Source organism: Streptococcus pseudopneumoniae IS7493, from assembly GCF_000221985.1.
In the GTDB taxonomy this organism is placed as follows: Bacteria; Bacillota; Bacilli; order Lactobacillales; family Streptococcaceae; genus Streptococcus; species Streptococcus pseudopneumoniae.
In genome coordinates this window covers 1927860-1949413 of record NC_015875.1, presented here as the reverse complement: position 1 = coordinate 1949413, position 21554 = coordinate 1927860, and the positions used below count along the sequence as shown (strand labels likewise).

The following is a 21554-nucleotide window of genomic DNA, read 5'->3' as shown; positions in this document are numbered from 1 at the left end:
ATGAAACGATGGATCGCATTAAATAAGATAGAATTTCTATTGACCAAACGACAATTAGTCTATTATCTATTATCCGTAGGGATGCCGACAGCCTTCTATCTATTCTTTTCAGGCATGTACCAGGACACACCAGGTGGACCGGCTAATTTTATGCGCGACTACCTCATCTCCATGACTGCCTTTTCCATGATGTCGACCGCTATCTTTTCATTCCCAGCTGTCTTACATACCGATAAGATGAACAACTGGCAGAAAACATTGCGTCATAGCCCTGTAAATATGGTAGAATATTATCTATCAAAGATAACAAGTATGCTGGTTGATTATTTGGTTTCAATTTTGGTTGTTTTTACAGTTGGGCATTTTGTAAGAGGTGTGGATATGCCTTTAGCAAGTTGGGTTGGTGCTGCGATTTTGCTTATTTTGGGAAGTATTGCTTTTGTAGCGCTTGGCTTGACCTTGACGCTCTTACCGACTAGTCAGCTGATGTCTGTTGTGGGCAATCTTCTTTATCTAGGGTCGGCTGTTTTAGGTGGGCTCTGGATGCCTATCTCTTTATTTCCAGACTGGATGCAAGCAGTCGGTAAGTGTCTCCCGACCTATCAGTTGATGGAGTTGCTCAAGACCTTTTTAAACGAGGGTGGTATCAATCTATCAGCCACAGTTTATTTACTTGTTTTTTCAGCAGTTTTATTTGGTTTGACCATTTACCTTCAAGGTCATAAGGAGAATGCTTAATGCTTGAAAGACTGAAAAGCATACATTATATGTTTTGGGCCAGTTTAATTTTTATGATTTTCCCCATCCTACCTGTAGTGACTGGATGGCTTTCTGCCTGGCATTTATTGATTGATATTCTATTTGTAGTGGCGTATTTGGGTGTTTTAACAACTAAGAGCCAGCGCATATCATGGCTTTTCTGGGGGATCATGCTGGTCTATGTAGCTGGGAATACCGCCTTTGTTGCTGTGAATTATATCTGGTTTTTCTTTTTCCTTTCCAATCTCTTAATTTATCATTTTGGCCTACGTAGTTTAAAGTCTTTACATGTATGGACATTTCTCCTTGCTCAAGTCCTTGTTGTGGGGCAACTTTTGATTTTTCAGAGAATCGAAGTTGAGTTTCTAGTCTATCTGCTTGTAATTCTTGCTTTTGTTGATTTGATGACTTTGGGCTCGGTTCGGATTCGACTTGTCGAGGATTTGAAAGAAGCTCAGGTCAAGCAAAATACCCAGATAAATCTATTGCTAGCAGAAAATGAACGCAGTCGTATCGGTCAAGATTTGCATGATAGTCTGGGACACACTTTTGCTATGCTGAGTGTCAAAACTGATCTAGCCTTGCAGTTATTTCAAATACAGGCTTATCCACAGGTGGAAAAGGAATTAAGAGAAATACAGCAAATTAGCAAAGAATCAATGCGTGAAGTGCGAACCATTGTGGAAAATCTTAAGTCTAGAACTTTGACATCCGAACTAGAGAATGTGAAAAAGATGTTAGAAATTGCTGGAATTGAGGTGGAAACGGATAACCAACTAGATACTGCTAGCCTTACTCAAGAATTGGAGTCAATGGCTTCCATGATTTTGCTTGAGTTAGTGACCAATATCATCAAACATGCCAAAGCGTCGAAGGCCTACCTGAAATTAGAACGGACAGAGAAAGAACTCATTCTAACAGTGAGAGATGATGGCTGTGGCTTTACTTCTATAAAGGGGGATGAGCTCCATACAATTCGAGATCGTGTCCTTCCATTTTCGGGAGAGGTAAATGTGATTAGTCAGAAACAACCGACAGAAGTTCAGGTTCGACTACCTTATAAGGAGAGAAAGTAGATGAAAGTATTAGTCGCAGAAGATCAAAGTATGTTGCGAGATGCCATGTGCCAGTTGCTCACGCTTCAACCGGATATAGAGTCTGTCTTTCAAGCCAAAAATGGGCAAGAAGCAATCGAACTATTAGAAAAGGAGTCTGTAGATATCGCCATCCTTGACGTAGAAATGCCTGTTAAGACAGGTCTTGAAGTCTTGGAGTGGATACGAGCAGAAAAGCTTGAAACAAAGGTGGTTGTGGTGACGACCTTCAAACGTCCTGGGTATTTTGAACGTGCGGTTAAGGCTGGAGTGGATGCTTATGTCTTGAAAGAAAGAAGCATTGCAGACCTCATGCAAACCTTGCATACTGTCCTCGAAGGAGGCAAGGAGTATTCGCCTGAATTGATGGAAGTGGTGATGACGCATCCCAATCCATTAACAGAACAAGAGATTGCTGTTTTAAAGGGAATTGCTCAAGGCTTCTCTAACCAAGAAATTGCAGATCAACTTTATCTATCCAACGGAACAGTTCGAAACTATGTCACCAATATTCTTTCAAAACTAGATGCAGGTAATCGAACAGAGGCAGCTAATATCGCGAAAGAATCTGGTTGGTTGTGATACTATCATAACGCGAAAACCATTATGTGTTAAAATTAAAATTATTCAATCAAACAATTTGTAACTTGAGGGGGCTTAGTTTCCTCCTTTTTGTTTCGTCTAAGGTGGTAGCAAGGAGCTAAACCTAGGCTTTCTATGAAATTTTTTCAATCAATCCTCAAAAAACACTTGAAAGTGTTTACAATTAGTGATAGAATGGAATAAGTAAAAATATGAAAACGAAATTTTCACATCTTCACTTTTGTAAGTAGATATAGAGTTTCAATCGGTGCCTCTACTTGTAAAAGAATGTGTGGGATAGAAAGGGCAGGAAAAGGAATGAATGCAGATGATACAGTAACCATTTATGATGTCGCTCGTGAAGCAGGTGTTTCCATGGCGACGGTCAGCCGTGTGGTTAATGGCAATAAAAATGTAAAAGAGAATACCCGTAAAAAAGTGTTAGAGGTAATTGATCGTTTGGATTATCGTCCAAATGCAGTTGCGCGTGGTCTTGCAAGTAAAAAGACAACCACTGTCGGTGTCGTGATTCCAAATATTACCAATGGTTATTTTTCGAGTTTGGCTAAGGGGATTGATGATATTGCAGAAATGTACAAGTACAATATTGTCCTAGCTAATAGCGATGAAGATAACGAGAAAGAAGTTTCTGTTGTCAATACCCTCTTTTCAAAGCAGGTAGATGGCATTATCTTTATGGGGTATCACTTGACAGATAAAATTCGCTCAGAATTTTCGCGTTCACGTACTCCGATTGTTCTCGCAGGAACTGTGGATGTAGAGCATCAGCTTCCAAGTGTCAATATTGACTACAAACAAGCTACGATTGATGCAGTGACCTACCTCGCTAAAGAAAATGAGCGCATTGCTTTTGTCAGTGGTCCACTAGTGGATGACATCAATGGTAAGGTTCGTTTGGTTGGCTACAAGGAAGCTTTGAAAAAAGCAGATATTCCTTATAGCGAAGGATTGGTATTTGAATCTAAATACACTTATGAAGATGGCTATGCCTTGGCAGAGCGCTTGATTTCATCAAATGCAACTGCAGCAATTGTAACAGGTGATGAGTTGGCGGCAGGTGTCTTGAACGGTTTGGCTGATAAAGGTGTGTCAGTACCAGAAGAATTTGAGATCATTGCCAGTGATGATTCGCAAGTCTCTCGCTTTACCCGTCCAAACTTGACAACTATTGCCCAACCTCTTTATGACCTTGGTGCCATTAGTATGCGTATGTTGACTAAGATTATGCACAAGGAAGTGTTGGAAGAACGTGAAGTTCTATTATCTCATGGATTAACAGAACGTAGCTCAACACGAAAACGTAAATAGAAAAAATCAGGGAATCGAGAAGATTTCCTGATTTTGTGCTCTTAAACAAGAGATGTTGACTTAATGAATACCATAGAGCGGACTAGGCGGCTGGTTAAAGACTGCGCAACACACTGTTTTGAACTTGTAGATAGAACTGACGAAGTCAGCTCAAGTCGCTGCTTTGAGCTTGTGGATAGAACTATGAAGTCAGCTCAAGTCCCTGTTTTGAGCTTGTGGATAGAACTGACGAAGTCAGCTCAAGTCGCTGCTTTGAGCTTGTGGATAGAACTGACGAAGTCAGCTCAAGTCCTTGCTTTGAGCTTGTAGATGGAAGCTGACGTGGTTTGAAGAGATTTTTCAAGAGTCTTAGCCTTCCATATAGTCTTTCAAAGCTTGCCCTGTTAGTCCGGCATTGAGGGCAATGAGGAGTTTCAAGCGGGCTTTTTGGGCGTTGAGTTCTTTAATAAAGAAGACACCAGATTTTTGTAATTGCACGCCCCCACCTTGGTAGGCATAAACAGGCTCAGCGATACCGTTAAAGCATCGTGAAACCAGGGCGACTGGGATTCCTTTTTGCAGAAGGTTTTCTAATTTTTGAGCCGTTTCTTTGGGAATATTACCAGCTCCGAAGGCTTGGATAATTAAACCGTCCAAGTGTTCTAAATCCAGCATATCAATCAGCTCATCTGTCATACCAGCATAAGCCGAGATGATAGGCACCAAGCCTTGTATGTGATCAAGATCAAAGCGAACACGAGGTTCAGCTGTTTTAAAGTAGAGGATTTCCTGTTTCATGATGAGACCGAGGGGGCCATGTGTTGGGGTCTGGAAGGTGCTGACGTTGGTCGTATGTGTTTTGGTGACATACTTGGCAGCGTGGATTTCATCGTTCATAACGACCAAAACTCCTTTGTCAGCAGCCTTGTCATCGCTAGCTACCCGTAAAGCACTCAGATAGTTATAAACACCATCACTACCGAGTTCATTGGAGCTGCGCATGGCTCCTGTTAGAACGATGGGCATGTGGGGGATTTCCATGGTATCAAGGAAATAGGCTGTTTCCTCTAAAGTATCGGTTCCGTGTGTGATCACCACCCCATCGTAGTTATCTGCTTCCTCTTTGATTTTTTGGTAGAGAGCCAGCATATGCTTGGGTTTGATATAAGGGCTTGGTAGATTAAAAAAGTCCAAGGCATGAACTTGGATTCCTTCAAGTGGGTTGGACACATGATTCATAGGATTATCTGAACTCGTCACAACAGCGCCAGAAGCATCGGCCTGCATGGAAATAGTCCCACCCGTATGTAAAACAAGGATTTTCTTAGGCATGATTTACTTACTCTTTCTGAAATGTGGTATAATCATTGTATCACAAAAGGGGAGATTGGGATAGGATGGAAGTCAAAGCTGTTTTTTTTGATATCGATGGAACACTAGTCAACAATCGCAAGAGTGTTTTGAAATCCACTAGGGACGCGATTAAGATTGTTAAAGAACAAGGGGTGCTTGTCGGTGTAGCGACAGGACGAGGACCTTTTTTTGTTAAGGAATTGATGGACGATTTGGACCTGGATTTTGCGGTAACCTATAATGGCCAGTACATCTTTAGTAAAGACAGAGTCTTGTTCACGAGCCCTATTTCCAAGTTGCACTTGCGCCATCTAATTAGCTATGCTAAAAAAGAGGGCAAGGAGATTGCCCTAGGGACCAAGGATGCCATGTTGGGTTCCAAAATCATGTCTTTTGGTTTGGGTTCTTTTTCCCAACGAATCAGTCGCTTCGTTCCCTCTGTTTTAACTCGGACGGTGAGTCATTCCTTTAATCGCATGGTCAGTAAGGTTGTTCCCCAAAAGGAAGAAGACCTGCTTCATCTGATGAATCAGCCTATTTATCAAGTCTTGATGCTGATGACGCCAGAAGAATCTGAGAAGGCGGCAGCTGATTTTGAAGACTTGAAATTGACACGTAGCAATCCTTTTGCTGCGGATGTCATCAATCAAGGAAACTCTAAATTGGAAGGCATTCGACTAGTCGGGAAAGAATATGGCTTTGACCTCAACCAAGTCATGGCCTTTGGTGACTCAGATAACGATCTTGAAATGCTGGCAGGTGTTGGGATGTCGGTCGCTATGGGAAATGGTAGTAGCAGTGTCAAGGAAGTTGCCAAGCACATTACCACCAGCAATCAACAAGACGGAATCCACAAGGCCTTGGAACATTTTGGTGTTTTGGCTTCAGAAAAAGTCTTTGTCAGCCGTGACTATCATTTCAATAAGGTCAAGACCTTCCACCATATGATGGATGAACGGACTCAAGAAGAACCTCGAGCTTGGGATTTAGAAGGTGCAACCCATAGGGCTGGCTTTAAAATAGAAGAATTGGTGGAGTTTGTTCGAGCAGCCAGTCCTTCTGAAGAGGACTTTGGTCAAGCTCTATCGCAACTTCATCAGGCTCTTGATAAGGCGGCAGATAAAGTAGCCAAGAAGACGCCTGCCCAGCAAGATTTGATAGGGCAAGTGGATGCCTTGATTGACACGCTTTACTTTACCTACGGTAGTTTTGTCTTGATGGGGGTGGATCCAGAACGTATTTTTGATATTGTCCACCAGGCCAATATGGGGAAAATCTTCCCAGATGGCAAGGCTCATTTTGATCCAGTGACCCACAAAATCTTAAAACCAGATGATTGGGAAGAAAAATATGCTCCAGAACCTGCTATTAAAAAGGAACTGCAGCGCCAGCTCAAGGCGTATGAACGCCATAAAGAGAGAAATAATACTCAATGAAAATCAAAGAGCAAACTAGGAAACTAGCCGCAGGTTGCTCAAAGCACTGCTTTGAGGCTGTAGATAAGACTGACGAAGTCAGCTCAAAACATGTTTTTGAGGTTGCAGATGGAAGTTGACGTGGTTTGAAGAGATTTTCGAAGAGTATAAATAGTAAACAAAAAGGAGCGCTGAGCTCCTTTTCTTTGTAATTATAAGGTTTTCTCTTGTTCTCTCACCACCAGCAAATCGACCTTAGCATGGCGGAGGATGTATTCAGATGAAGAGCCGACCAAGAGGCGTTCAAAGGCGTTGAGACCGGTTGCGCCAAGGAGGATGAGGTCCACTTCCTCAGCATCTGGAATAGTACGTGCTAGTAGGGTCTTTGGATTTCCCATTTCAATGACGATATGAACATCGGCCACACCAGCATCTTTAGCACGTTTTTCGTACTCTTTCATCAGACTTTCAGCGTCGACTTGGAGTTGTTCGTAAACTTCAGCATCAAAGGTGGATACGCTTTGGAGAGCGCGTGTGTCAATGACATGGGCGATGGTGAGTTTAGCGTCGTTTCGTAGAGCAGAATGAACTCCCTTGACAAAAGCCAAGTCTGCTTCCTTAGAACCATCGATTGCGACCATGATATTTTGGTAACGTTGTGTCATAATGAAACCTCCTGAAATTTTCTTACTACAATTGTAAACCTTTTCACTATAGAAGTAAAGCAAAAAAAGTATTTTTCAAAAAATGTTAGCGCTTGACATATATATGTATATATGTTAAAATATATAAAAAAGAGTGAGAGTAAAGATAGAATATATTGGAGAGGAGTGGTTATGAAAAACTCTTTTCAAAAATCAAAAAAAATAAATTTCCTTTATTATGGAATCATCTTAGCTTCGGTCTTGGTAGAAGTGATCATGATTTGGCAATTAGAGAGTCTGGTACCGCTTCTTTATCCAGGTTTTGTTGGCTTTTTAGTCTTTCATGTATTCTACCATCTGATATTATTCCTAGTCGCTAAAAGAAGTGGTCGCTGGGATTACTTGATGATATGGGGGCTTTTCCTCATGTTTAATCTTCTTTATGACTCCTTTTTAGGCTTGCTTTTTCTAGGTTTATCTTTTGGTATGTGATCTTTCTTTGGCAAAACACCTGCTATCTCACTTGTCTTGACCTCGCTTTTAGCGAGGATTTTCTTCTATATAAATCTAGTAACAGCTTCCAGCAAACTTGTCGCATTCTTTTTCTAGTGGTATAATGTTACTAGTCTGATGAATGGAGGAAACAAGATGAAAGAATATAACAAGTCTAGTAAGTTAGAGCATGTTGCTTATGATATCCGTGGTCCGGTTTTGGAAGAAGCCATGCGGATGCGAGCAAATGGAGAAAAGATTTTACGTCTGAATACAGGAAATCCAGCAGAATTTGGTTTTACAGCGCCAGATGAGGTCATTCATGACTTGATTATGAATGCGCGTGATAGTGAAGGATATTCTGACTCCAAAGGGATTTTTTCAGCCCGTAAGGCCATCATGCAGTACTGCCAACTGAAGAAATTCCCAAACGTAGATATTGATGATATTTACCTTGGAAATGGTGTCAGTGAGCTGATTGTCATGTCCATGCAGGGGCTTTTGGACAATGGAGACGAGGTCTTGGTGCCAATGCCAGACTATCCTCTCTGGACGGCCGCTGTCAGCCTAGCTGGTGGAAATGCCGTTCACTATATCTGTGATGAAGCTGCAGAATGGCACCCAGATATTGACGATATCAAGTCAAAAATCACTTCCAATACCAAGGCAATCGTCCTTATCAATCCAAACAACCCAACTGGATCCCTTTATCCTAAGGAACTCTTGTTGGAGATTATTGAGATTGCCCGTCAAAACGATTTGATTATCTTTGCGGATGAAATTTACGACCGCATGGTCATGGATGGACATGTGCATACGCCTGTGGCGAGTTTGGCACCGGATCTCTTCTGTGTCAGCATGAATGGTCTGTCAAAATCGCATCGTATCGCTGGTTTCCGTGTGGGTTGGATGGTCTTGTCTGGCCCTAAGACTCATGTTAAGGGCTATATCGAAGGGCTCAATATGCTGTCCAATATGCGCCTTTGCTCTAACGTTTTGGCCCAACAAGTCGTCCAAACCTCCTTAGGTGGTCACCAATCAGTCGATGAATTGCTCCTTCCTGGTGGACGGATTTATGAACAAAGAAACTTCATCTACCATGCCATTCAAGAGATTCCAGGTTTGTCTGCCGTTAAACCCAAGGCGGGTCTCTATATCTTTCCCAAAATCGACCGCAATATGTACCGTATCGATGATGATGAGCAGTTTGTCCTTGATTTCTTGAAGCAGGAAAAGGTGCTCTTGGTTCATGGTCGAGGCTTTAACTGGCAGGAACCAGACCACTTCCGTATCGTTTACCTTCCTCGTGTCGAGGAACTAGCCCAAATCCAAGAAAAGATGACTCGTTTCTTAAAACAGTATCGCAGATAGGGCTTACATGAGAAAAAGCTGGAAACAATTGCCTAGAGCTATTGACAAAAGTGACAGAATCAGATAGAATGGTAAAGTATGTTTAGTAACTGATCACTTTATAGCCGGCTAAACGAATACAAAATCTATGAGGAGGTATTCATCGTGAAACGTACTTATCAACCAAGTAAACTTCGTCGTGCGCGCAAACACGGATTCCGTAACCGTATGTCAACTAAAAATGGTCGTCGCGTATTGGCAGCTCGTCGTCGTAAAGGACGCAACGTTTTGGCTGCCTAGTCCAAACCACGGAGAAGGAAAGTCAGTAGGAACTCGAGTCTACTGGCTTTTATTGTGCTTAAAAATAGGGGCAAGAGTAGATGAGTCCGGTGTCAAAGATAGAGTAGCTGGAAGCTAGGAAAGTAGATAGCGACTGCTAAAACAGTTCTAGAAATTGCTTTGCATTTCCTAATCAATCTGTTGCGTTTTTATTTCCTTTCGCTATAGATCTGTCTGGTAAAGGAAGGGCTCGTCATAAGCTATAGTAGATTGAAACGAGAATAGGACACCTCTACTTCTAAAACATTGTTAGAAATCGATTTGACTGTCCTGACCGATTTGTCCTGTTCTTATTTCATTTCACTATAGTTGAACCATCTCAAGTTGAACCATCTCATTTTTAGGAGGGATGGATGGCTAACTTCCTTATAGAACTTTCAGTGAGATTCAGCGATGAAAAAAATGATAAAAGTGTCAGGATAAGTGTTGACTAATTTTATCAAAGTGGTATAATGTAGCTGTGATAGCTGTGATAGCTGTGATAGCTGTGATAGCTGTGATAGCTGTGATAGCTGTGATATTATAGTTACTTGAGGCTTAAGGGGGACCTAGTATCATCTCCTATCATTTACTCACTAGTAAGAATCACGGTGCTGTTTCTAGCTTCACTCTCTGAAAGAGTGGGAGTTGGGAAACTTATTTTTTATTATATCATTAGTCTTCTTAAGGAGGTAACATGGAAGATAAATCGAATTCACTCAGTAGGGTAAAGCGCCATCAACGCGAAAAAGTCTTGCGCTTCTCTATTCGTAAATATAGCTTTGGTGCAGCTTCTGTTGCGGTTGCGGCTCTTATGTTTATGGGAGCCAACGTCGTGAGTGCAGATAGCCCAAGCCAAAACACGTCGTCATCGACTACTGGTCTAGCTAGCCCGAAAGATGGGGAGCAGTCGTCTGAAGCAGGGCAGGCAAGGGATGAAAATCAAGCCGAAGTAGCCAGTGAGCCTTCAGCAAATAAAGAAGCTCAACCTGCTGAAGAGAAAGCTGCTACAGTTGATAGCAGCCGCTTGAGCAAGCTAATGGAAGAGGTAAGTGCTCTTCTTTCTACCGACTCGAAGCACGATCCTTCAGTTGTAAGTCCTATTAAGGAGCGACTTCAAAAAGGAAAAGAATTATTAGCCCGTGCTGATGCAGGTCAAGGGGAGCTTGACAGTCTTGCTGAGGACTTGGAAAAGGACTTGGCAGTCTTATCAAAATCTTCTAAAGAAGAAAGTCAGCCGCAGGGAAGTGAATCAGCGGATAAAAATGCCTCTTCTGAAAGGAGCGACCATAAGGAGGAGGGTTCAGACAGGGCTGCTTCTGCATCTGGAGCAGAAGATAAACCTAAGAGATCTAGAAGATCTAAGAGGGCTCTGGAATCTATCCCAGGTACTGTTAACGAAGGTGCTTTGTCTGATGTCAGATACTTTGCTTCTGTTGATCCATCTGCTAACAATGGTAACAAAACAAGAAATAATGATGAAGATTTCACTAGGGATAAGACAGTAATCAGAGCAAATTATAAGGAAGAAAATGGACAAAAATGGATGGTCTACGATGTCTTCTTTAATAACGATGGAAAAAGAATGGTGAATCGCTCATACCAGCAACAGTATTATTTCCAAGCTCCGTTTAATATCATGCATTCCTCTAACACGGTAAAAGACTTGAGTTTCACTCGATACAAGAAATATGGTGGAAGAAGGCTTTCTGATGGGAATAGCGGATTTCAAAAATATGGAGAAACAGCCTTCATCGATAAACAGTGGGAACAGAAGGAATATATCTTTAACAATGATTATATCAGTTTGTATGATCCACGTTCAGGAGTAACTAGAGATGACCAGCGTTGGTATGTATTCAAAAATAACCAAGACAACTCTGTCCTAAATACTCTTACAAGAGATAAAAATGGTAATTATCCAGGACTATCATATTATTTGGGGATTAAGGTTGGAGAACAAAGTATAGATTATGCTGTTCATATGCATGCGAAGATTAGACTTAAAGACGATGTGACTGCTGATGAAGCAGCTAAATACGGTCGTGTCTACGCAGCCACGACAACATACGGAAACACGACTAATCAGTCTTATATTATGGCGGCAATGGGTGCTAGGTTAGAAACGACCACAGAGGCAGAAACCTACCCTATCCAAGGTAGTTCACACACCAAAACGGTGGGAGATAGTCTTCCAAATACAGATAACCCTGTAGCTGATAAGTATGTCACTTCAAAAACTGGTAAAGACTTCCCACCAAGAATGACTTGGAACTGGAAAGACAATCGTAAACCAAGTACAGATCAAGCTGGAGTCTTTACTTATAAAGTAATTGCCAGATATGGGGATAGTTCATCATCAGAAGATGCTAACTCAGGCTCAGACGGAACAGTTACATTAAACGTTAGACCTAAAAAACCGACTATCACAGGCTTTGAGAACAAGAAAGGTCTCACTGGACAACAACTTACAGTGAATGTAGGAAGTGGAGTAAAGGATGGCTCGATAGTGAAACTTTACGATGGAGATAAAGTCATCGGAGAAGGTAGAACACAAGGTCAAACCGCAGTGGTTACAGTTGAAGGAGCTTTACCTGGAAAACCTATTACTGCTGAAACCATTGTTAACAATGGTTTCAGCAGTAACTTCAGACCGAAGTGAGGCTGTAACACCGACAGAAGCACCAGACAAACAAGCCCCAACCTTGACCATCACACCAGAAAACCAAACAGTAGCAGAAGGTGAATGGGTAACATTTACAGTTACAGCAACAGATGATAAGAAGGCTAAGCTGGATGTTAGTGATATACTAACAAAATATGGTGATAGATTTAACACGGGGAAAGCATTTGTAGACGCATCAGGAACCACAGATACTAATCAAATCAGAAAAATCACCCTTAAAGCCCTACCAGAAGATGTTGGTACACATACAATTACCTTCAAGGCTACTGATGAAGCAGGGCACTCAGCAGAACCTGTGACCTTTACTTTCACTGTCACAGCTGGTGATAAGATGGGACCAACCATTACAGCAGCAGATGCTACAGTAACTAAAAACGAACCAATTACTCCAATCCCTGTAACAGCTGTAGATAATACAGGTGGTGTTGGCTTGCGTGATAATAATCCAATAGAGGTAAGCAATTTACCACAAGGATTAAAATATGAAAATGGCAAGATTACAGGGACTACGAATGCTGCGACAGGATTCTATACTGTAAAAATTAAAGCATATGATAAAAATAATAATTCTTCAGAAAAAACAATAAGAATCACTGTTGAAGAGCAAGCTAGCAAATATAATCCGACAGGAGAAACATTAACAGTTCCGTATAACCATAACATTACGGATGATGAAGTGAAGGCAAAAGTACAAAACTTTGCTCCAGGAACTTTAACGGTACAAAGTAAACCGTCAACAAATACATCAGGTAATGTAGGAAATGCGGTAGTGAAAGTAACATACCCAGATGGTTCACATGATACAGTAAATATTCCAGTAGTTGTAGGACGTCCAAATAAAGATGATTACACACCGAAGTACAATGATGGTAGTGGTAAACCAGGAGCATCAGTAGACATCCCATTAACAGAAGCGAACGGAAAAACCATTCCATCAGGCACAACATACACAAGCTTAACACCAGGAGTAGTCACAGTAGATGACAAAGGAAAAGTAACCGTAACAATTCCAAAAGATAAAAAACCAGGTGATGAAATAACAGGAAAAGTTCTAGTAAGATATCCAGATGGATCAGAAGAAGAAGTCCCAGTCAAAGTAACGGTAACAAATCAAGATAAAGATGATTACACACCGAAATACAATGATGGAAATGGCAAACCAGGAACTAATGTAGAAATTCCATTAACAGAAGAGAACGGTAAGAAAATTCCAGATGGAACAACCTTCGAAAGTGGAACACCAGGAATCACAGTAGATAAAGATGGTAAAGTCACTGTCACAATTCCAGCAGATAAGAACCCAGGAGACAAGATTACCGGCAAAGTAACGGTAACCTATCCAGATGGTCGAAAGAAGAAGTTCCAGTAACGGTTACAGTAGGTGAACAAGATAAAGATATCTACACACCGAAATACGAAGATGGAAATGGCAAACCAGGAACTAAGGTGGAAATTCCATTAACAGAAGAAAATGGTAAGGACATTCCAACGGGAACAACCTTCGAAAGTGGAACACCAGGAATCACAGTAGATGATAAAGGAAAAGTCACTGTTACAATTCCAAAAGAAGCTAAACCAGGAAACAAGATTACCGGTAAAGTAACGGTAACCTATCCAGATGGCTCGAAAGAAGAAGTTCCAGTCAAAGTAACCAATAGTAATGGCTCAATGGCCACAGGATGGTTACTAGACAATGGTTCATGGTACTACCTCAATAGTAATGGCGATATGAAAGTTAGCCAATGGTTCCAAGTTAGTGGGAAATGGTACTATGTAGATGAATCAGGTATGCTTGCAGTCAATACAACAGTAAACGGCTATAGAGTCAATGCTAATGGTGAATTGGTAAACTAAATCTAACTGAATGAATCTTAATATTATTTTTTGATAGGATATTAAGGCTGAAAATAACTCCATAATCTCTAGCCAGATTTATGCTACTGGAGATTATGGAGTATTTTGTAATATAAGAGATAATGGAAGGATGAGCTAGTAACTCAACATTCTTATATAATAGATTGAATCTAGAGTAGTACATAGTTACTGATGAAAAATCAACTGTTAAAGTGCCTGCTGGCAAATAATTACCTAACACAGGTTCAGCATCAAGTGCAGCACTTGCTAGTCTTGGTCTAGTGGTGGCAACAAGTGGTTTTGCTTTGCTAGGAAGAAAGGCTAGACGTAGAAAATAGGATAGCTAGAAAATTCTATTCTCTACTTAAAGTTAGATTATAAGGGGGATTTGGAGAAATCATCAATCCTAGTGATGGGTGAGAAAAGTGAGAACCCAAGATAATCGCACACTTTAGCTGAAAAGGGATATTCTATCAATGTAACCAGTCTCTTCTGTCTCTAACTGTGGGACAGGAGATGGGTAATATCGAGTAGAAAAGCTAGCAGAATAGCTCTATTAAAGAGAGGAGGGAAACCGAAAAATTGGGTACCCCTCCTCTTTTTTGGTATAATAGAAGATAGAAAACGAGGTTAGAAGAGATGATTTTTGATACACATACACACTTGAATGTAGAAGAATTTGCAGGTCGTGAGGCAGAAGAAATTGCCTTGGCTGCTGAGATGGGTGTGACACAGATGAATATTGTTGGTTTTGATCAACCGACGATTGAGCGTGCCTTGGAGTTGGTAGATGAGTATGACCAGCTCTATGCGACTATCGGTTGGCATCCTACAGAAGCAGGGACTTACACGGAGGAAGTCGAGGCTTACTTGCTTGACAAGCTCAAGCATCCCAAGGTTGTGGCTTTAGGTGAAATTGGTTTGGATTATCATTGGATGACAGCGCCCAAAGAGGTGCAGGAGCAGGTTTTTCGTCGTCAGATTCAGTTATCTAAGGACTTGGATTTGCCTTTTGTTGTCCACACCCGTGATGCGCTGGAAGATACCTATGAGATCATCAAAAGTGAGGGAGTTGGCCCTCGAGGTGGCATCATGCATTCTTTCTCAGGAACTCTTGAATGGGCAGAGAAGTTTGTCGCGCTTGGCATGACTATTTCCTTCTCAGGAGTGGTGACTTTCAAGAAGGCAACTGATATCCAAGAAGCAGCTAAAGAGTTACCTTTGGACAAGATGTTGGTGGAAACAGATGCGCCTTACTTGGCTCCTGTACCCAAGCGTGGCCGCGAAAACAAAACAGCCTATACTCGCTATGTGGTGGACTTTATTGCTGCCTTGCGTGGGATGACGGCAGAAGAGTTAGCGGCGGCAACGACTGCAAATGCAGAGCGAATTTTTGGATTGGACAGCAAGTAATGAAAGAGAAAATTTCCCAAGTTATCGTGGTTGAAGGTCGCGATGATACGGCCAATCTCAAACGTTACTTCGATGTAGAGACCTATGAGACACGAGGTTCTGCCATCAATGATCAGGATATAGAGCGGATTCAGCGTCTACACCAACGTCATGGAGTCATTGTCTTTACAGACCCAGATTTTAATGGGGAGCGGATTCGGCGCATGATTATGACGGCCATTCCAACAGTTCGGCATGCCTTTCTCAAGCGAGATGAAGCTGTTCCCAAGTCCAAGACCAAGGGGCGGTCTCTGGGAATTGAGCATGCCAGCTATGAAGACCTGAAAACGGCTCTAGCTCAGGTGACAGAACAATTTGAACATGAGAGTCAGTTTGACATTAGTCGTAGCGACTTGATTCGCCTAGGTTTCTTAGCGGGAGCAGACAGTCGTAGACGCAGAGAGTATCTGGGAGAGGCTCTCCGAATCGGTTATTCCAACGGCAAGCAACTCCTCAAACGCCTAGAGTTATTTGGGGTTACTTTGGCAGAAGTGGAAGAAGCTATGAAATCTTATGAGTAGGAAAGATGTAGCCGTTACAATTTTTTAAGTTTCACAGTATTTTTCGAAGCAGGTAGAAGAGGAGGTGTCTGATGTTAATTGGTCAAAAAATTAAAGAGATTCGGATAGAAAAAGGAATTAGTCGTCCAGATTTCTGTGGAGATGAGCAAGAACTGACAGTTCGTCAACTGTCGCGAATTGAGAGTGGAGCTTCGCAACCGAGTTTGCCCAAGTTAGACTATATTGCTCGCCGGCTAGGAGTTCCAGCTTATAGCCTTATGCCAGATTTTTCAGCTCTTCCTTCTGCTTATTTAGAATTGAAATACCAGATTTTACGTGAACCAATCTATGGTAAAGAAGAGGAGTATGATAAGAAAGAAGCGTGTTTGGAAGAGATTTATAAAACATACTTTGATAATCTTCCTAAAGAAGAACAATTAGCATGTGAAGTATTGCAGGCGTGTTTGGATACTTCTAGAACTAGAAGGCCTGAATATGCAGAGTTAATACTTGAGGAACATATGCCTCAGATCATAGAAAAAGAAGTTTATTCAACAAATGATATGTTGTTGATTCGTTTGTTTTTTTATCAAATGCTCATTAGAAAAGATCTTGCCAAATTTATAAATCAAATCGAAAAGCTAATGCTCTTTCTTTTGGAACAGAAGAAGGTAACTCAAATAGAGAATTACTTTATAATTAGAGATACTCTTATTTCAGGAATGTGTTGTCTTGAAAAGGTAGGAGTAACTGATTGTTTTAATGATTATCTATCGTGTTTACAAGAAATTATGGATAAAACTCAAGATTATCAAAAGAAACCTCTTATATTTATGTTTTTGTGGAAGCAAGCATTAAGAGAAGAAAGAGATTTTAGTTTAGCTGAATCATTTTATCAGTCTTCTAAAACATTTGCGCAGCTAATTGGAGATGAATTTCTAGTAAAGAAATTGACAGAGGAATGGCAAGAGGATGTCAAAAAATATTTATAAACATAGTGAATCAGTGACAAAAAGGTCCCTGTTCTCGCATCAAAACAGTTCTAAAGTTCGTCTTTAGAACTGTTTTTTTAGATATAAGCTAAAAATAATATGAAATAGTTAGATTTTAAGGACATTGGTGTCCTTGGAGTTTATTGATATAAGTTTTATAATAGATGACATAGAAATAAGGAGGTGTGATATGTTTGGTTTTATCATGTTTTTAACATATTTTAGTTTTGGAGATTGGTGGCACGGATAGAAAGGAGAATGTAATGAGGTGTTGCTTTGAAAAGGTCTATAATCCATGACTTAGTTTTACTTGAATAGAAAATAGACAATATATAATAAATATTTATGATATAATAAAAAATAGAGGAGTATCAATATGAAACAAACAGTTAAAAAATTAGCCCTTGTAGCGAGTCTTGTAGCAACATTAGGTGGAGGAGTAGCAGTAGTATCGGCCGCGGTTAAGTATCCAGGTGGTGGTGTCTGGACGTATGGTTCGGCTAACGGAGGTGCTTACTCAAACTACTATCACCCCTCAAAATACCATAGTTCAACAGTTTCTAGCAGATGGAATAGTTCATCTGATAAGGGATATGCTGATGCAGGAGGAACATCTCGAGCTTGGATTCGTACTGCGTGGGGCGAGCAAGTAAGCTTTTATTATGATTATTAAAAATTATACACGAGAAAGTAAAAACATTTCTGGGTGAGTTGATAACAATGCTTTACTTGGTCATCTCTCTAGCAGGTGACCAAGTAACTTTTTGGAGGAAATGATGAAACGTTTATTTATTTTGATTTCAATGGTATTGGTATCGCTTTATATGGTGATAAATTCCGTTGATCATCGAGAAGAGATTTTATTTGGTAACTATCCCTCTGTTGATGTGATGGGTACTGGGCTAGACCAATCAGTAGCTGATCGAGAAAAACTGACAGAGGCTTTGAGTCACTTGGCGGTAGAGCACAATAGTCTCATCGCTCGTCGGATTGTTGAGCCAAATGAAGCTGGAGAAACACGCTTTACCTATGCCACTTATGGTCAGGGAGAGCTTCCAGAAGGTTTGACCATTTCCTCCAAGGAGAGTGCAGAAACGAGTGATTTATTAGGGTCTTACTTGATTGTATCAGGAAGTTTGGATGGAGTGAGCTTACAGACCGCCCTGCAAGAACTTGGTTATAATGGTGTTGTCTCGAATAGAACGGAGGCATTTTCGATGGTCGTCCTCTTGGCTGCTACCCCAATGGGGCTACTGAGTCTAGCTATTTTTCTGCTGACTTTTATGAGTCTGACCCTGATTTATCGGATCAAGTCCCTTCGTCAGGCAGGGATTCGCTTAATCGCTGGTGAGAGCTTGTTTGGGGTGGCTCTTAGACCAGTGTTAGAAGATGTGAGACAGCTTATCTGCTCAGTGCTGCTATCCAGTCTTTTGGGATTGGGGATTCTCTGGTATCAAGGTGCCTTATTTATGGCAACGGTGCAACTGGTCATCATTGCTCTTCTACTTTATGGATTGACCTTGGCCGGGATTTCTACCTTACTAAGTGTCGTGTATCTACTTGGATTACAGGAAAATAGTCTGGTGGATTTATTGAAAGGGAAACTCCCTCTCAAACGGATGATGACATTGATGATGATGGGGCAACTATTAGCTGTATTGGTTGTCGGTTCGAGTGCGACTACTCTCCTACCCCACTACCGTGAAATGCAGGAGATGGAGAAAGCTAGCGATAAATGGAGCCAGTCCTCAGACCGTTACCGTCTATCCTTTGGTTGGTCTAGTGCATTTGCCGATGAAGAAGGAATGCGTAAGGATAATCGTGAGTGGCAGACATTTACTGAAGAACGGTTAGCCAATACAGACTCTTTTTATATTATGAGCAATGTTGACAATTTCTCAGATGGAGCAGAAGTGGACCTAGATGGCAATCGTCTCAATGACTATACACCGTCAGGGAATGTCATCTATGTCTCACCGCGCTATCTGATAGAAGAAAAGATTACCGTTTCTTCAGAGTTTATGGATAAGATGCAAAACTTGTCTGAGGGAGAGTTTGGGCTGATTTTGCCTGAGAGCTTGCGAGAGCAGTCTGCCTACTACCAAGGATTGTTTACAGATTACCTGCAAAGATTTTCATCTGAAAGTGTAGAAGTGACGAGTCAGAAACACTACCTCCCACAGCTAAGGCTAGATTTTACAGAAACAGGACAGGAACGCTTCCTCTATAACGATGGGTACAAGACGACACGCCAGTACTTAAAAGATCCGATTATTGTAGTTCTAACGCCACAAGCGACTGGAACAAGACCTGTTGCAGGGATGTTGTGGGGAACTACGGCTAATAGTGCCTTGAAACTAGATCGATATGGAGACAGCATTACCGCTCTAAAAGAGCAAGGTCTGTATCACAAGGTCTCTTACTTGGTAAAAAGCCAGCTATTTTTTGCCAAGGTACTAAATGACAAACGGGTGGAGTTTTACTCTCTCCTTATTGGGACGATTTTGACCCTGTCTACGGCTATCTTGTTATTTGATTCCATGAATCTTCTCTATTTTGAGCAGTTCAGACGGGAGCTTATGATTAAACGTCTTTCTGGTATGACAATCTATGAGCTTCATGGCAAGTATTTACTGGCGCAAGGAGGAGTTCTCTTGCTTGGCCTAGTCCTATCTAGTATTTTGACAGGAGATGCTTTGATTAGCGCTCTAGTTGTAGCTTTATTTACTCTTAACGCCCTCTTGATTTTAGTAAGGCAGGATAAAAAAGAAGAAGCTGGTAGCATGGCAGTATTGAAAGGAAAATAAGATGATTGATATTCAAGGATTGGAAAAGAAATTTAATGACCGCGCGATTTTCTCTGGCTTAAATCTCAAGCTGGAGAAGGGCAAGGTCTATGCCTTAATCGGGAAGAGTGGGAGCGGAAAGACGACGCTGCTGAATATCTTAGGCAAACTAGAAAAGATAGATGGTGGAAGGGTTCTCTATCAGGGGAAAGATTTAAAAACCATTCCCACTCGTGAGTATTTTCGAGACCAGATGGGCTATCTCTTTCAAAATTTTGGCCTCTTAGAAAACCAATCAATCAAAGAGAATTTGGATTTGGGCTTTGTCGGTCAGAAAATCTCAAAAGTAGAACGTTTGGAAAGGCAAGTGGAGGCTTTAGAAAAGGTTAATCTAGGATATTTGGATTTGGAACAAAAAATTTATACTTTATCTGGGGGAGAGGCCCAACGAGTTGCCCTTGCGAAGACTATTTTGAAAAATCCACCCTTGATTTTGGCAGATGAACCAACAGCAGCTCTTGATCCTGAAAATTCAGAGGAGGTTATGAATCTTTTGGTGGGCTTGAAAGATGAAAATAGAATGATCATCATTGCGACCCATAATCCCCTAGTCTGGAATAAGGCAGATGAAATCATTGATATGAGGGAGCTTGCTCATGTGTGAAAAAATCCGTATTCGCAGGGTATCTGATTATCCTAGTGCCAGAGGTGGTTTAGAAGATATTCTCATCATGGAAAATATGACCAATCATCTCCTTTTGGTTCAAATCCGAGTGAATGGGTATTTGCTTGATTTTGCTAGCATTGAAGGGCAAAGGCAAAAGCATTATCGTTTGAAAAATTTACCTCAAACGGTTGAACTGACAGTGGATGATGTGGAGGAGGATGTAGATTTGACCCTACCTGAAAATCGAAGTTATAAAGAAGCTGATTTTTTCGAACGGATGTTTCGAGAGAAACGATAAATCCACCTTTAAAGATTTTCAAGACTATCTTTCTTCATGAGGAAAGATAGTTTTTTGATATGATTTTCACCCCCAAAATACAAGGGGAATGTGTTACAATAGTAGTAACAGATAATAGAAAAGAGAATAGATGAGAATTGCAGATTATAGCGTGACCAAGGCAGTGCTGGAGCGTCACGGTTTTACCTTTAAAAAGTCCTTTGGGCAAAATTTCCTGACGGATACCAATATCCTTCAAAAGATTGTGGATACGGCTGAGATTGATGATCAAGTCAATGTTATCGAAATTGGACCAGGGATTGGTGCCTTGACGGAGTTTCTGGCTGAGCGTGCAGCAGAGGTCATGGCTTTTGAAATCGACCACCGTTTGGTACCGATTTTGGCGGATACCCTGCGTGATTTTGATAATGTGACCGTAGTCAACGAGGACATTCTCAAGGTCGATTTGGCGCAGCATATCCAGAATTTTAAAAATCCTGACCTGCCAATCAAGGTAGTGGCTAATTTGCCTTACTACATCACGACGCCTATTCTCATGCACTTGATTGAAAGTGGCATTCCTTTTAGTGAGTTTGTCGTTATGATGCAGAAAGAAGTGGCGGATCGGATTTCGGCCCAGCCTAATACCAAGGCTTACGGTAGCTTGTCGATTGCGGTTCAGTACTACATGACAGCCAAGGTTGCTTTTATCGTGCCTCGTACGGTCTTTGTGCCAGCGCCAAACGTGGACTCTGCTATTTTGAAAATGGTGCGTCGTCCAGAGCCAGCTGTAGCAGTAGAAGACGAGAACTTCTTCTTTAAGGTTTCCAAGGCTAGTTTCACTCATCGACGCAAGACTTTATGGAATAACCTGACAGGTTACTTTGGCAAGACTGAGGAAGTTAAGGACAAGCTGACCAAGGCTTTGGACCAAGCAGGCTTGTCACCAAGTGTGCGTGGGGAAGCTCTCAGCTTGGAAGAGTTTGCCAGCCTAGCAGACGCACTTAAAGGGCAAGGACTCTAAG

Annotated in this window: 22 protein-coding genes and 3 pseudogenes; 23 read left to right on the top strand and 2 right to left on the bottom strand. The window is 41.3% G+C overall.

Annotation, left to right across the window (positions count from 1 at the left end; translation table 11 throughout):
* The 5 genes from SPPN_RS10160 (at position 1) to SPPN_RS10140 (ending at position 4073) form a co-directional block, all read left to right on the top strand.
* Positions 1–738, top strand: coding sequence for an ABC transporter permease (locus SPPN_RS10160; protein WP_000832830.1), 738 nt, complete (start codon positions 1–3; stop codon positions 736–738).
* Positions 738–1835 carry a sensor histidine kinase gene (locus SPPN_RS10155; protein ID WP_000893521.1) on the top strand — a complete coding sequence of 366 codons (1098 nt, stop codon included), beginning with the start codon at positions 738–740 and terminating at the stop codon, positions 1833–1835. The genes SPPN_RS10160 and SPPN_RS10155 overlap by 1 nt, the downstream gene beginning before the upstream one ends.
* Positions 1836–2435 carry a response regulator transcription factor gene (locus SPPN_RS10150; protein ID WP_000866710.1) on the top strand — a complete coding sequence of 200 codons (600 nt, stop codon included), beginning with the start codon at positions 1836–1838 and terminating at the stop codon, positions 2433–2435.
* Between the two features lie 318 nt (positions 2436–2753).
* Positions 2754–3764 (top strand): catabolite control protein A, encoded by a 1011-nt coding sequence (ccpA, locus tag SPPN_RS10145; RefSeq protein ID WP_000990605.1) that lies wholly within the window; start codon positions 2754–2756, stop codon positions 3762–3764.
* Between the two features lie 63 nt (positions 3765–3827).
* Positions 3828–4073 (top strand): hypothetical protein, encoded by a 246-nt coding sequence (locus SPPN_RS10140; protein WP_148255726.1) that lies wholly within the window; start codon positions 3828–3830, stop codon positions 4071–4073.
* Positions 4074–4112: 39 nt separating this feature from the next.
* Here the strand turns inward: SPPN_RS10140 and SPPN_RS10135 are convergent, their stop codons facing one another.
* Complete coding sequence (locus SPPN_RS10135; protein ID WP_001124785.1) at positions 4113–5075, bottom strand: asparaginase; 963 nt, start codon at positions 5073–5075, stop codon at positions 4113–4115.
* A 65-nt stretch (positions 5076–5140) separates the two neighbouring features.
* Here SPPN_RS10135 and SPPN_RS10130 point away from each other — a divergent pair, with 65 nt between their 5' ends.
* Positions 5141–6532 carry a Cof-type HAD-IIB family hydrolase gene (locus tag SPPN_RS10130; protein ID WP_000453148.1) on the top strand — a complete coding sequence of 464 codons (1392 nt, stop codon included), beginning with the start codon at positions 5141–5143 and terminating at the stop codon, positions 6530–6532.
* Entirely contained in the window at positions 6529–6651 is a 123-nt protein-coding gene (locus tag SPPN_RS14255; protein WP_000692922.1) for a hypothetical protein, read from the top strand. The genes SPPN_RS10130 and SPPN_RS14255 overlap by 4 nt, the downstream gene beginning before the upstream one ends.
* Positions 6652–6723: 72 nt before the next feature.
* Here the strand turns inward: SPPN_RS14255 and SPPN_RS10120 are convergent, their stop codons facing one another.
* A complete protein-coding gene (locus tag SPPN_RS10120) occupies positions 6724–7176 on the bottom strand; it encodes a universal stress protein (protein WP_000194272.1) in 453 nt (150 codons plus the stop codon).
* Positions 7177–7347: 171 nt separating this feature from the next.
* Here SPPN_RS10120 and SPPN_RS10115 point away from each other — a divergent pair, with 171 nt between their 5' ends.
* The 16 genes and pseudogenes from SPPN_RS10115 (at position 7348) to rsmA (ending at position 21553) form a co-directional block, all read left to right on the top strand.
* Positions 7348–7647 (top strand): hypothetical protein, encoded by a 300-nt coding sequence (locus SPPN_RS10115; protein ID WP_000797858.1) that lies wholly within the window; start codon positions 7348–7350, stop codon positions 7645–7647.
* Between the two features lie 156 nt (positions 7648–7803).
* Positions 7804–9018, top strand: a complete 1215-nt coding sequence (locus tag SPPN_RS10110; protein ID WP_000666452.1) for a pyridoxal phosphate-dependent aminotransferase — start codon at positions 7804–7806, stop codon at positions 9016–9018.
* Positions 9019–9162: 144 nt separating this feature from the next.
* The gene (gene rpmH / locus SPPN_RS10105; protein ID WP_000831907.1) at positions 9163–9297 is read left to right on the top strand and encodes a 50S ribosomal protein L34; all 135 of its coding nucleotides are present in this window, start codon (positions 9163–9165) and stop codon (positions 9295–9297) included.
* Positions 9298–10012: 715 nt separating this feature from the next.
* Positions 10013–11977, top strand: coding sequence for a YSIRK-type signal peptide-containing protein (locus tag SPPN_RS10100; RefSeq protein WP_014017353.1), 1965 nt, complete (start codon positions 10013–10015; stop codon positions 11975–11977).
* Positions 11946–13370, top strand: a complete 1425-nt coding sequence (locus tag SPPN_RS10095; protein ID WP_014017352.1) for a YPDG domain-containing protein — start codon at positions 11946–11948, stop codon at positions 13368–13370. Before SPPN_RS10100 ends, SPPN_RS10095 begins: the two co-directional genes overlap by 32 nt.
* Before the next feature lie 77 nt (positions 13371–13447).
* Positions 13448–13594: pseudogene (locus SPPN_RS14075) on the top strand (Rib/alpha-like domain-containing protein); the annotation flags it as partial.
* A gap of 60 nt (positions 13595–13654) precedes the next feature.
* Positions 13655–13855 (top strand): annotated as a pseudogene (locus SPPN_RS14070) (N-acetylmuramoyl-L-alanine amidase family protein); the annotation flags it as partial.
* Between the two features lie 209 nt (positions 13856–14064).
* Positions 14065–14193, top strand: a pseudogene (locus tag SPPN_RS12450) (LPXTG cell wall anchor domain-containing protein); the annotation flags it as partial.
* Between the two features lie 301 nt (positions 14194–14494).
* Positions 14495–15268, top strand: a complete 774-nt coding sequence (locus tag SPPN_RS10085; RefSeq protein ID WP_000575626.1) for a TatD family hydrolase — start codon at positions 14495–14497, stop codon at positions 15266–15268.
* Complete coding sequence (gene rnmV, locus SPPN_RS10080; RefSeq protein ID WP_000659983.1) at positions 15268–15828, top strand: ribonuclease M5; 561 nt, start codon at positions 15268–15270, stop codon at positions 15826–15828. The genes SPPN_RS10085 and rnmV overlap by 1 nt, the downstream gene beginning before the upstream one ends.
* Positions 15829–15899: 71 nt before the next feature.
* On the top strand, positions 15900–16799 hold the full coding sequence (locus tag SPPN_RS10075; protein WP_000904845.1) for a helix-turn-helix transcriptional regulator: 900 nt from the start codon (positions 15900–15902) through the stop codon (positions 16797–16799).
* Between the two features lie 376 nt (positions 16800–17175).
* Entirely contained in the window at positions 17176–17472 is a 297-nt protein-coding gene (locus SPPN_RS10070) for a lactococcin 972 family bacteriocin (protein WP_000815399.1), read from the top strand.
* A 103-nt stretch (positions 17473–17575) separates the two neighbouring features.
* Entirely contained in the window at positions 17576–19606 is a 2031-nt protein-coding gene (locus tag SPPN_RS10065) for a bacteriocin-associated integral membrane family protein (protein WP_000825237.1), read from the top strand.
* A gap of 1 nt (position 19607) precedes the next feature.
* Positions 19608–20249, top strand: coding sequence for an ABC transporter ATP-binding protein (locus SPPN_RS10060; protein WP_000565529.1), 642 nt, complete (start codon positions 19608–19610; stop codon positions 20247–20249).
* Positions 20242–20550 (top strand): hypothetical protein, encoded by a 309-nt coding sequence (locus tag SPPN_RS10055; RefSeq protein WP_000333260.1) that lies wholly within the window; start codon positions 20242–20244, stop codon positions 20548–20550. The genes SPPN_RS10060 and SPPN_RS10055 overlap by 8 nt, the downstream gene beginning before the upstream one ends.
* A 130-nt stretch (positions 20551–20680) precedes the next feature.
* Entirely contained in the window at positions 20681–21553 is an 873-nt protein-coding gene (gene rsmA, locus SPPN_RS10050) for a 16S rRNA (adenine(1518)-N(6)/adenine(1519)-N(6))-dimethyltransferase RsmA (RefSeq protein ID WP_001216839.1), read from the top strand.
* Position 21554: the final 1 nt, after the last annotated feature.

Bases quoted from the DNA above. Each gene is read 5' to 3' on its own strand.
- SPPN_RS10060 (WP_000565529.1), top strand. From the start codon at position 19,608: ATGATTGATATTCAAGGATTGGAAAAGAAATTTAATGACCGCGCGATT.
- SPPN_RS10055 (WP_000333260.1), top strand. From the start codon at position 20,242: ATGTGTGAAAAAATCCGTATTCGCAGGGTATCTGATTATCCTAGTGCC.
- SPPN_RS10065 (WP_000825237.1), top strand. From the start codon at position 17,576: ATGAAACGTTTATTTATTTTGATTTCAATGGTATTGGTATCGCTTTAT.
- SPPN_RS10135 (WP_001124785.1), bottom strand. From the start codon at position 5,075: ATGCCTAAGAAAATCCTTGTTTTACATACGGGTGGGACTATTTCCATG.
- SPPN_RS10095 (WP_014017352.1), top strand. From the start codon at position 11,946: ATGGTTTCAGCAGTAACTTCAGACCGAAGTGAGGCTGTAACACCGACA.
- SPPN_RS10140 (WP_148255726.1), top strand. From the start codon at position 3,828: ATGAATACCATAGAGCGGACTAGGCGGCTGGTTAAAGACTGCGCAACA.
- SPPN_RS10150 (WP_000866710.1), top strand. From the start codon at position 1,836: ATGAAAGTATTAGTCGCAGAAGATCAAAGTATGTTGCGAGATGCCATG.
- ccpA (WP_000990605.1), top strand. From the start codon at position 2,754: ATGAATGCAGATGATACAGTAACCATTTATGATGTCGCTCGTGAAGCA.
- SPPN_RS10070 (WP_000815399.1), top strand. From the start codon at position 17,176: ATGAAACAAACAGTTAAAAAATTAGCCCTTGTAGCGAGTCTTGTAGCA.
- SPPN_RS10160 (WP_000832830.1), top strand. From the start codon at position 1: ATGAAACGATGGATCGCATTAAATAAGATAGAATTTCTATTGACCAAA.
- SPPN_RS14255 (WP_000692922.1), top strand. From the start codon at position 6,529: ATGAAAATCAAAGAGCAAACTAGGAAACTAGCCGCAGGTTGCTCAAAG.
- rnmV (WP_000659983.1), top strand. From the start codon at position 15,268: ATGAAAGAGAAAATTTCCCAAGTTATCGTGGTTGAAGGTCGCGATGAT.
- SPPN_RS10120 (WP_000194272.1), bottom strand. From the start codon at position 7,176: ATGACACAACGTTACCAAAATATCATGGTCGCAATCGATGGTTCTAAG.
- SPPN_RS10115 (WP_000797858.1), top strand. From the start codon at position 7,348: ATGAAAAACTCTTTTCAAAAATCAAAAAAAATAAATTTCCTTTATTAT.
- SPPN_RS10110 (WP_000666452.1), top strand. From the start codon at position 7,804: ATGAAAGAATATAACAAGTCTAGTAAGTTAGAGCATGTTGCTTATGAT.
- SPPN_RS10130 (WP_000453148.1), top strand. From the start codon at position 5,141: ATGGAAGTCAAAGCTGTTTTTTTTGATATCGATGGAACACTAGTCAAC.
- SPPN_RS10100 (WP_014017353.1), top strand. From the start codon at position 10,013: ATGGAAGATAAATCGAATTCACTCAGTAGGGTAAAGCGCCATCAACGC.
- rsmA (WP_001216839.1), top strand. From the start codon at position 20,681: ATGAGAATTGCAGATTATAGCGTGACCAAGGCAGTGCTGGAGCGTCAC.
- SPPN_RS10085 (WP_000575626.1), top strand. From the start codon at position 14,495: ATGATTTTTGATACACATACACACTTGAATGTAGAAGAATTTGCAGGT.
- SPPN_RS10155 (WP_000893521.1), top strand. From the start codon at position 738: ATGCTTGAAAGACTGAAAAGCATACATTATATGTTTTGGGCCAGTTTA.
- SPPN_RS10075 (WP_000904845.1), top strand. From the start codon at position 15,900: ATGTTAATTGGTCAAAAAATTAAAGAGATTCGGATAGAAAAAGGAATT.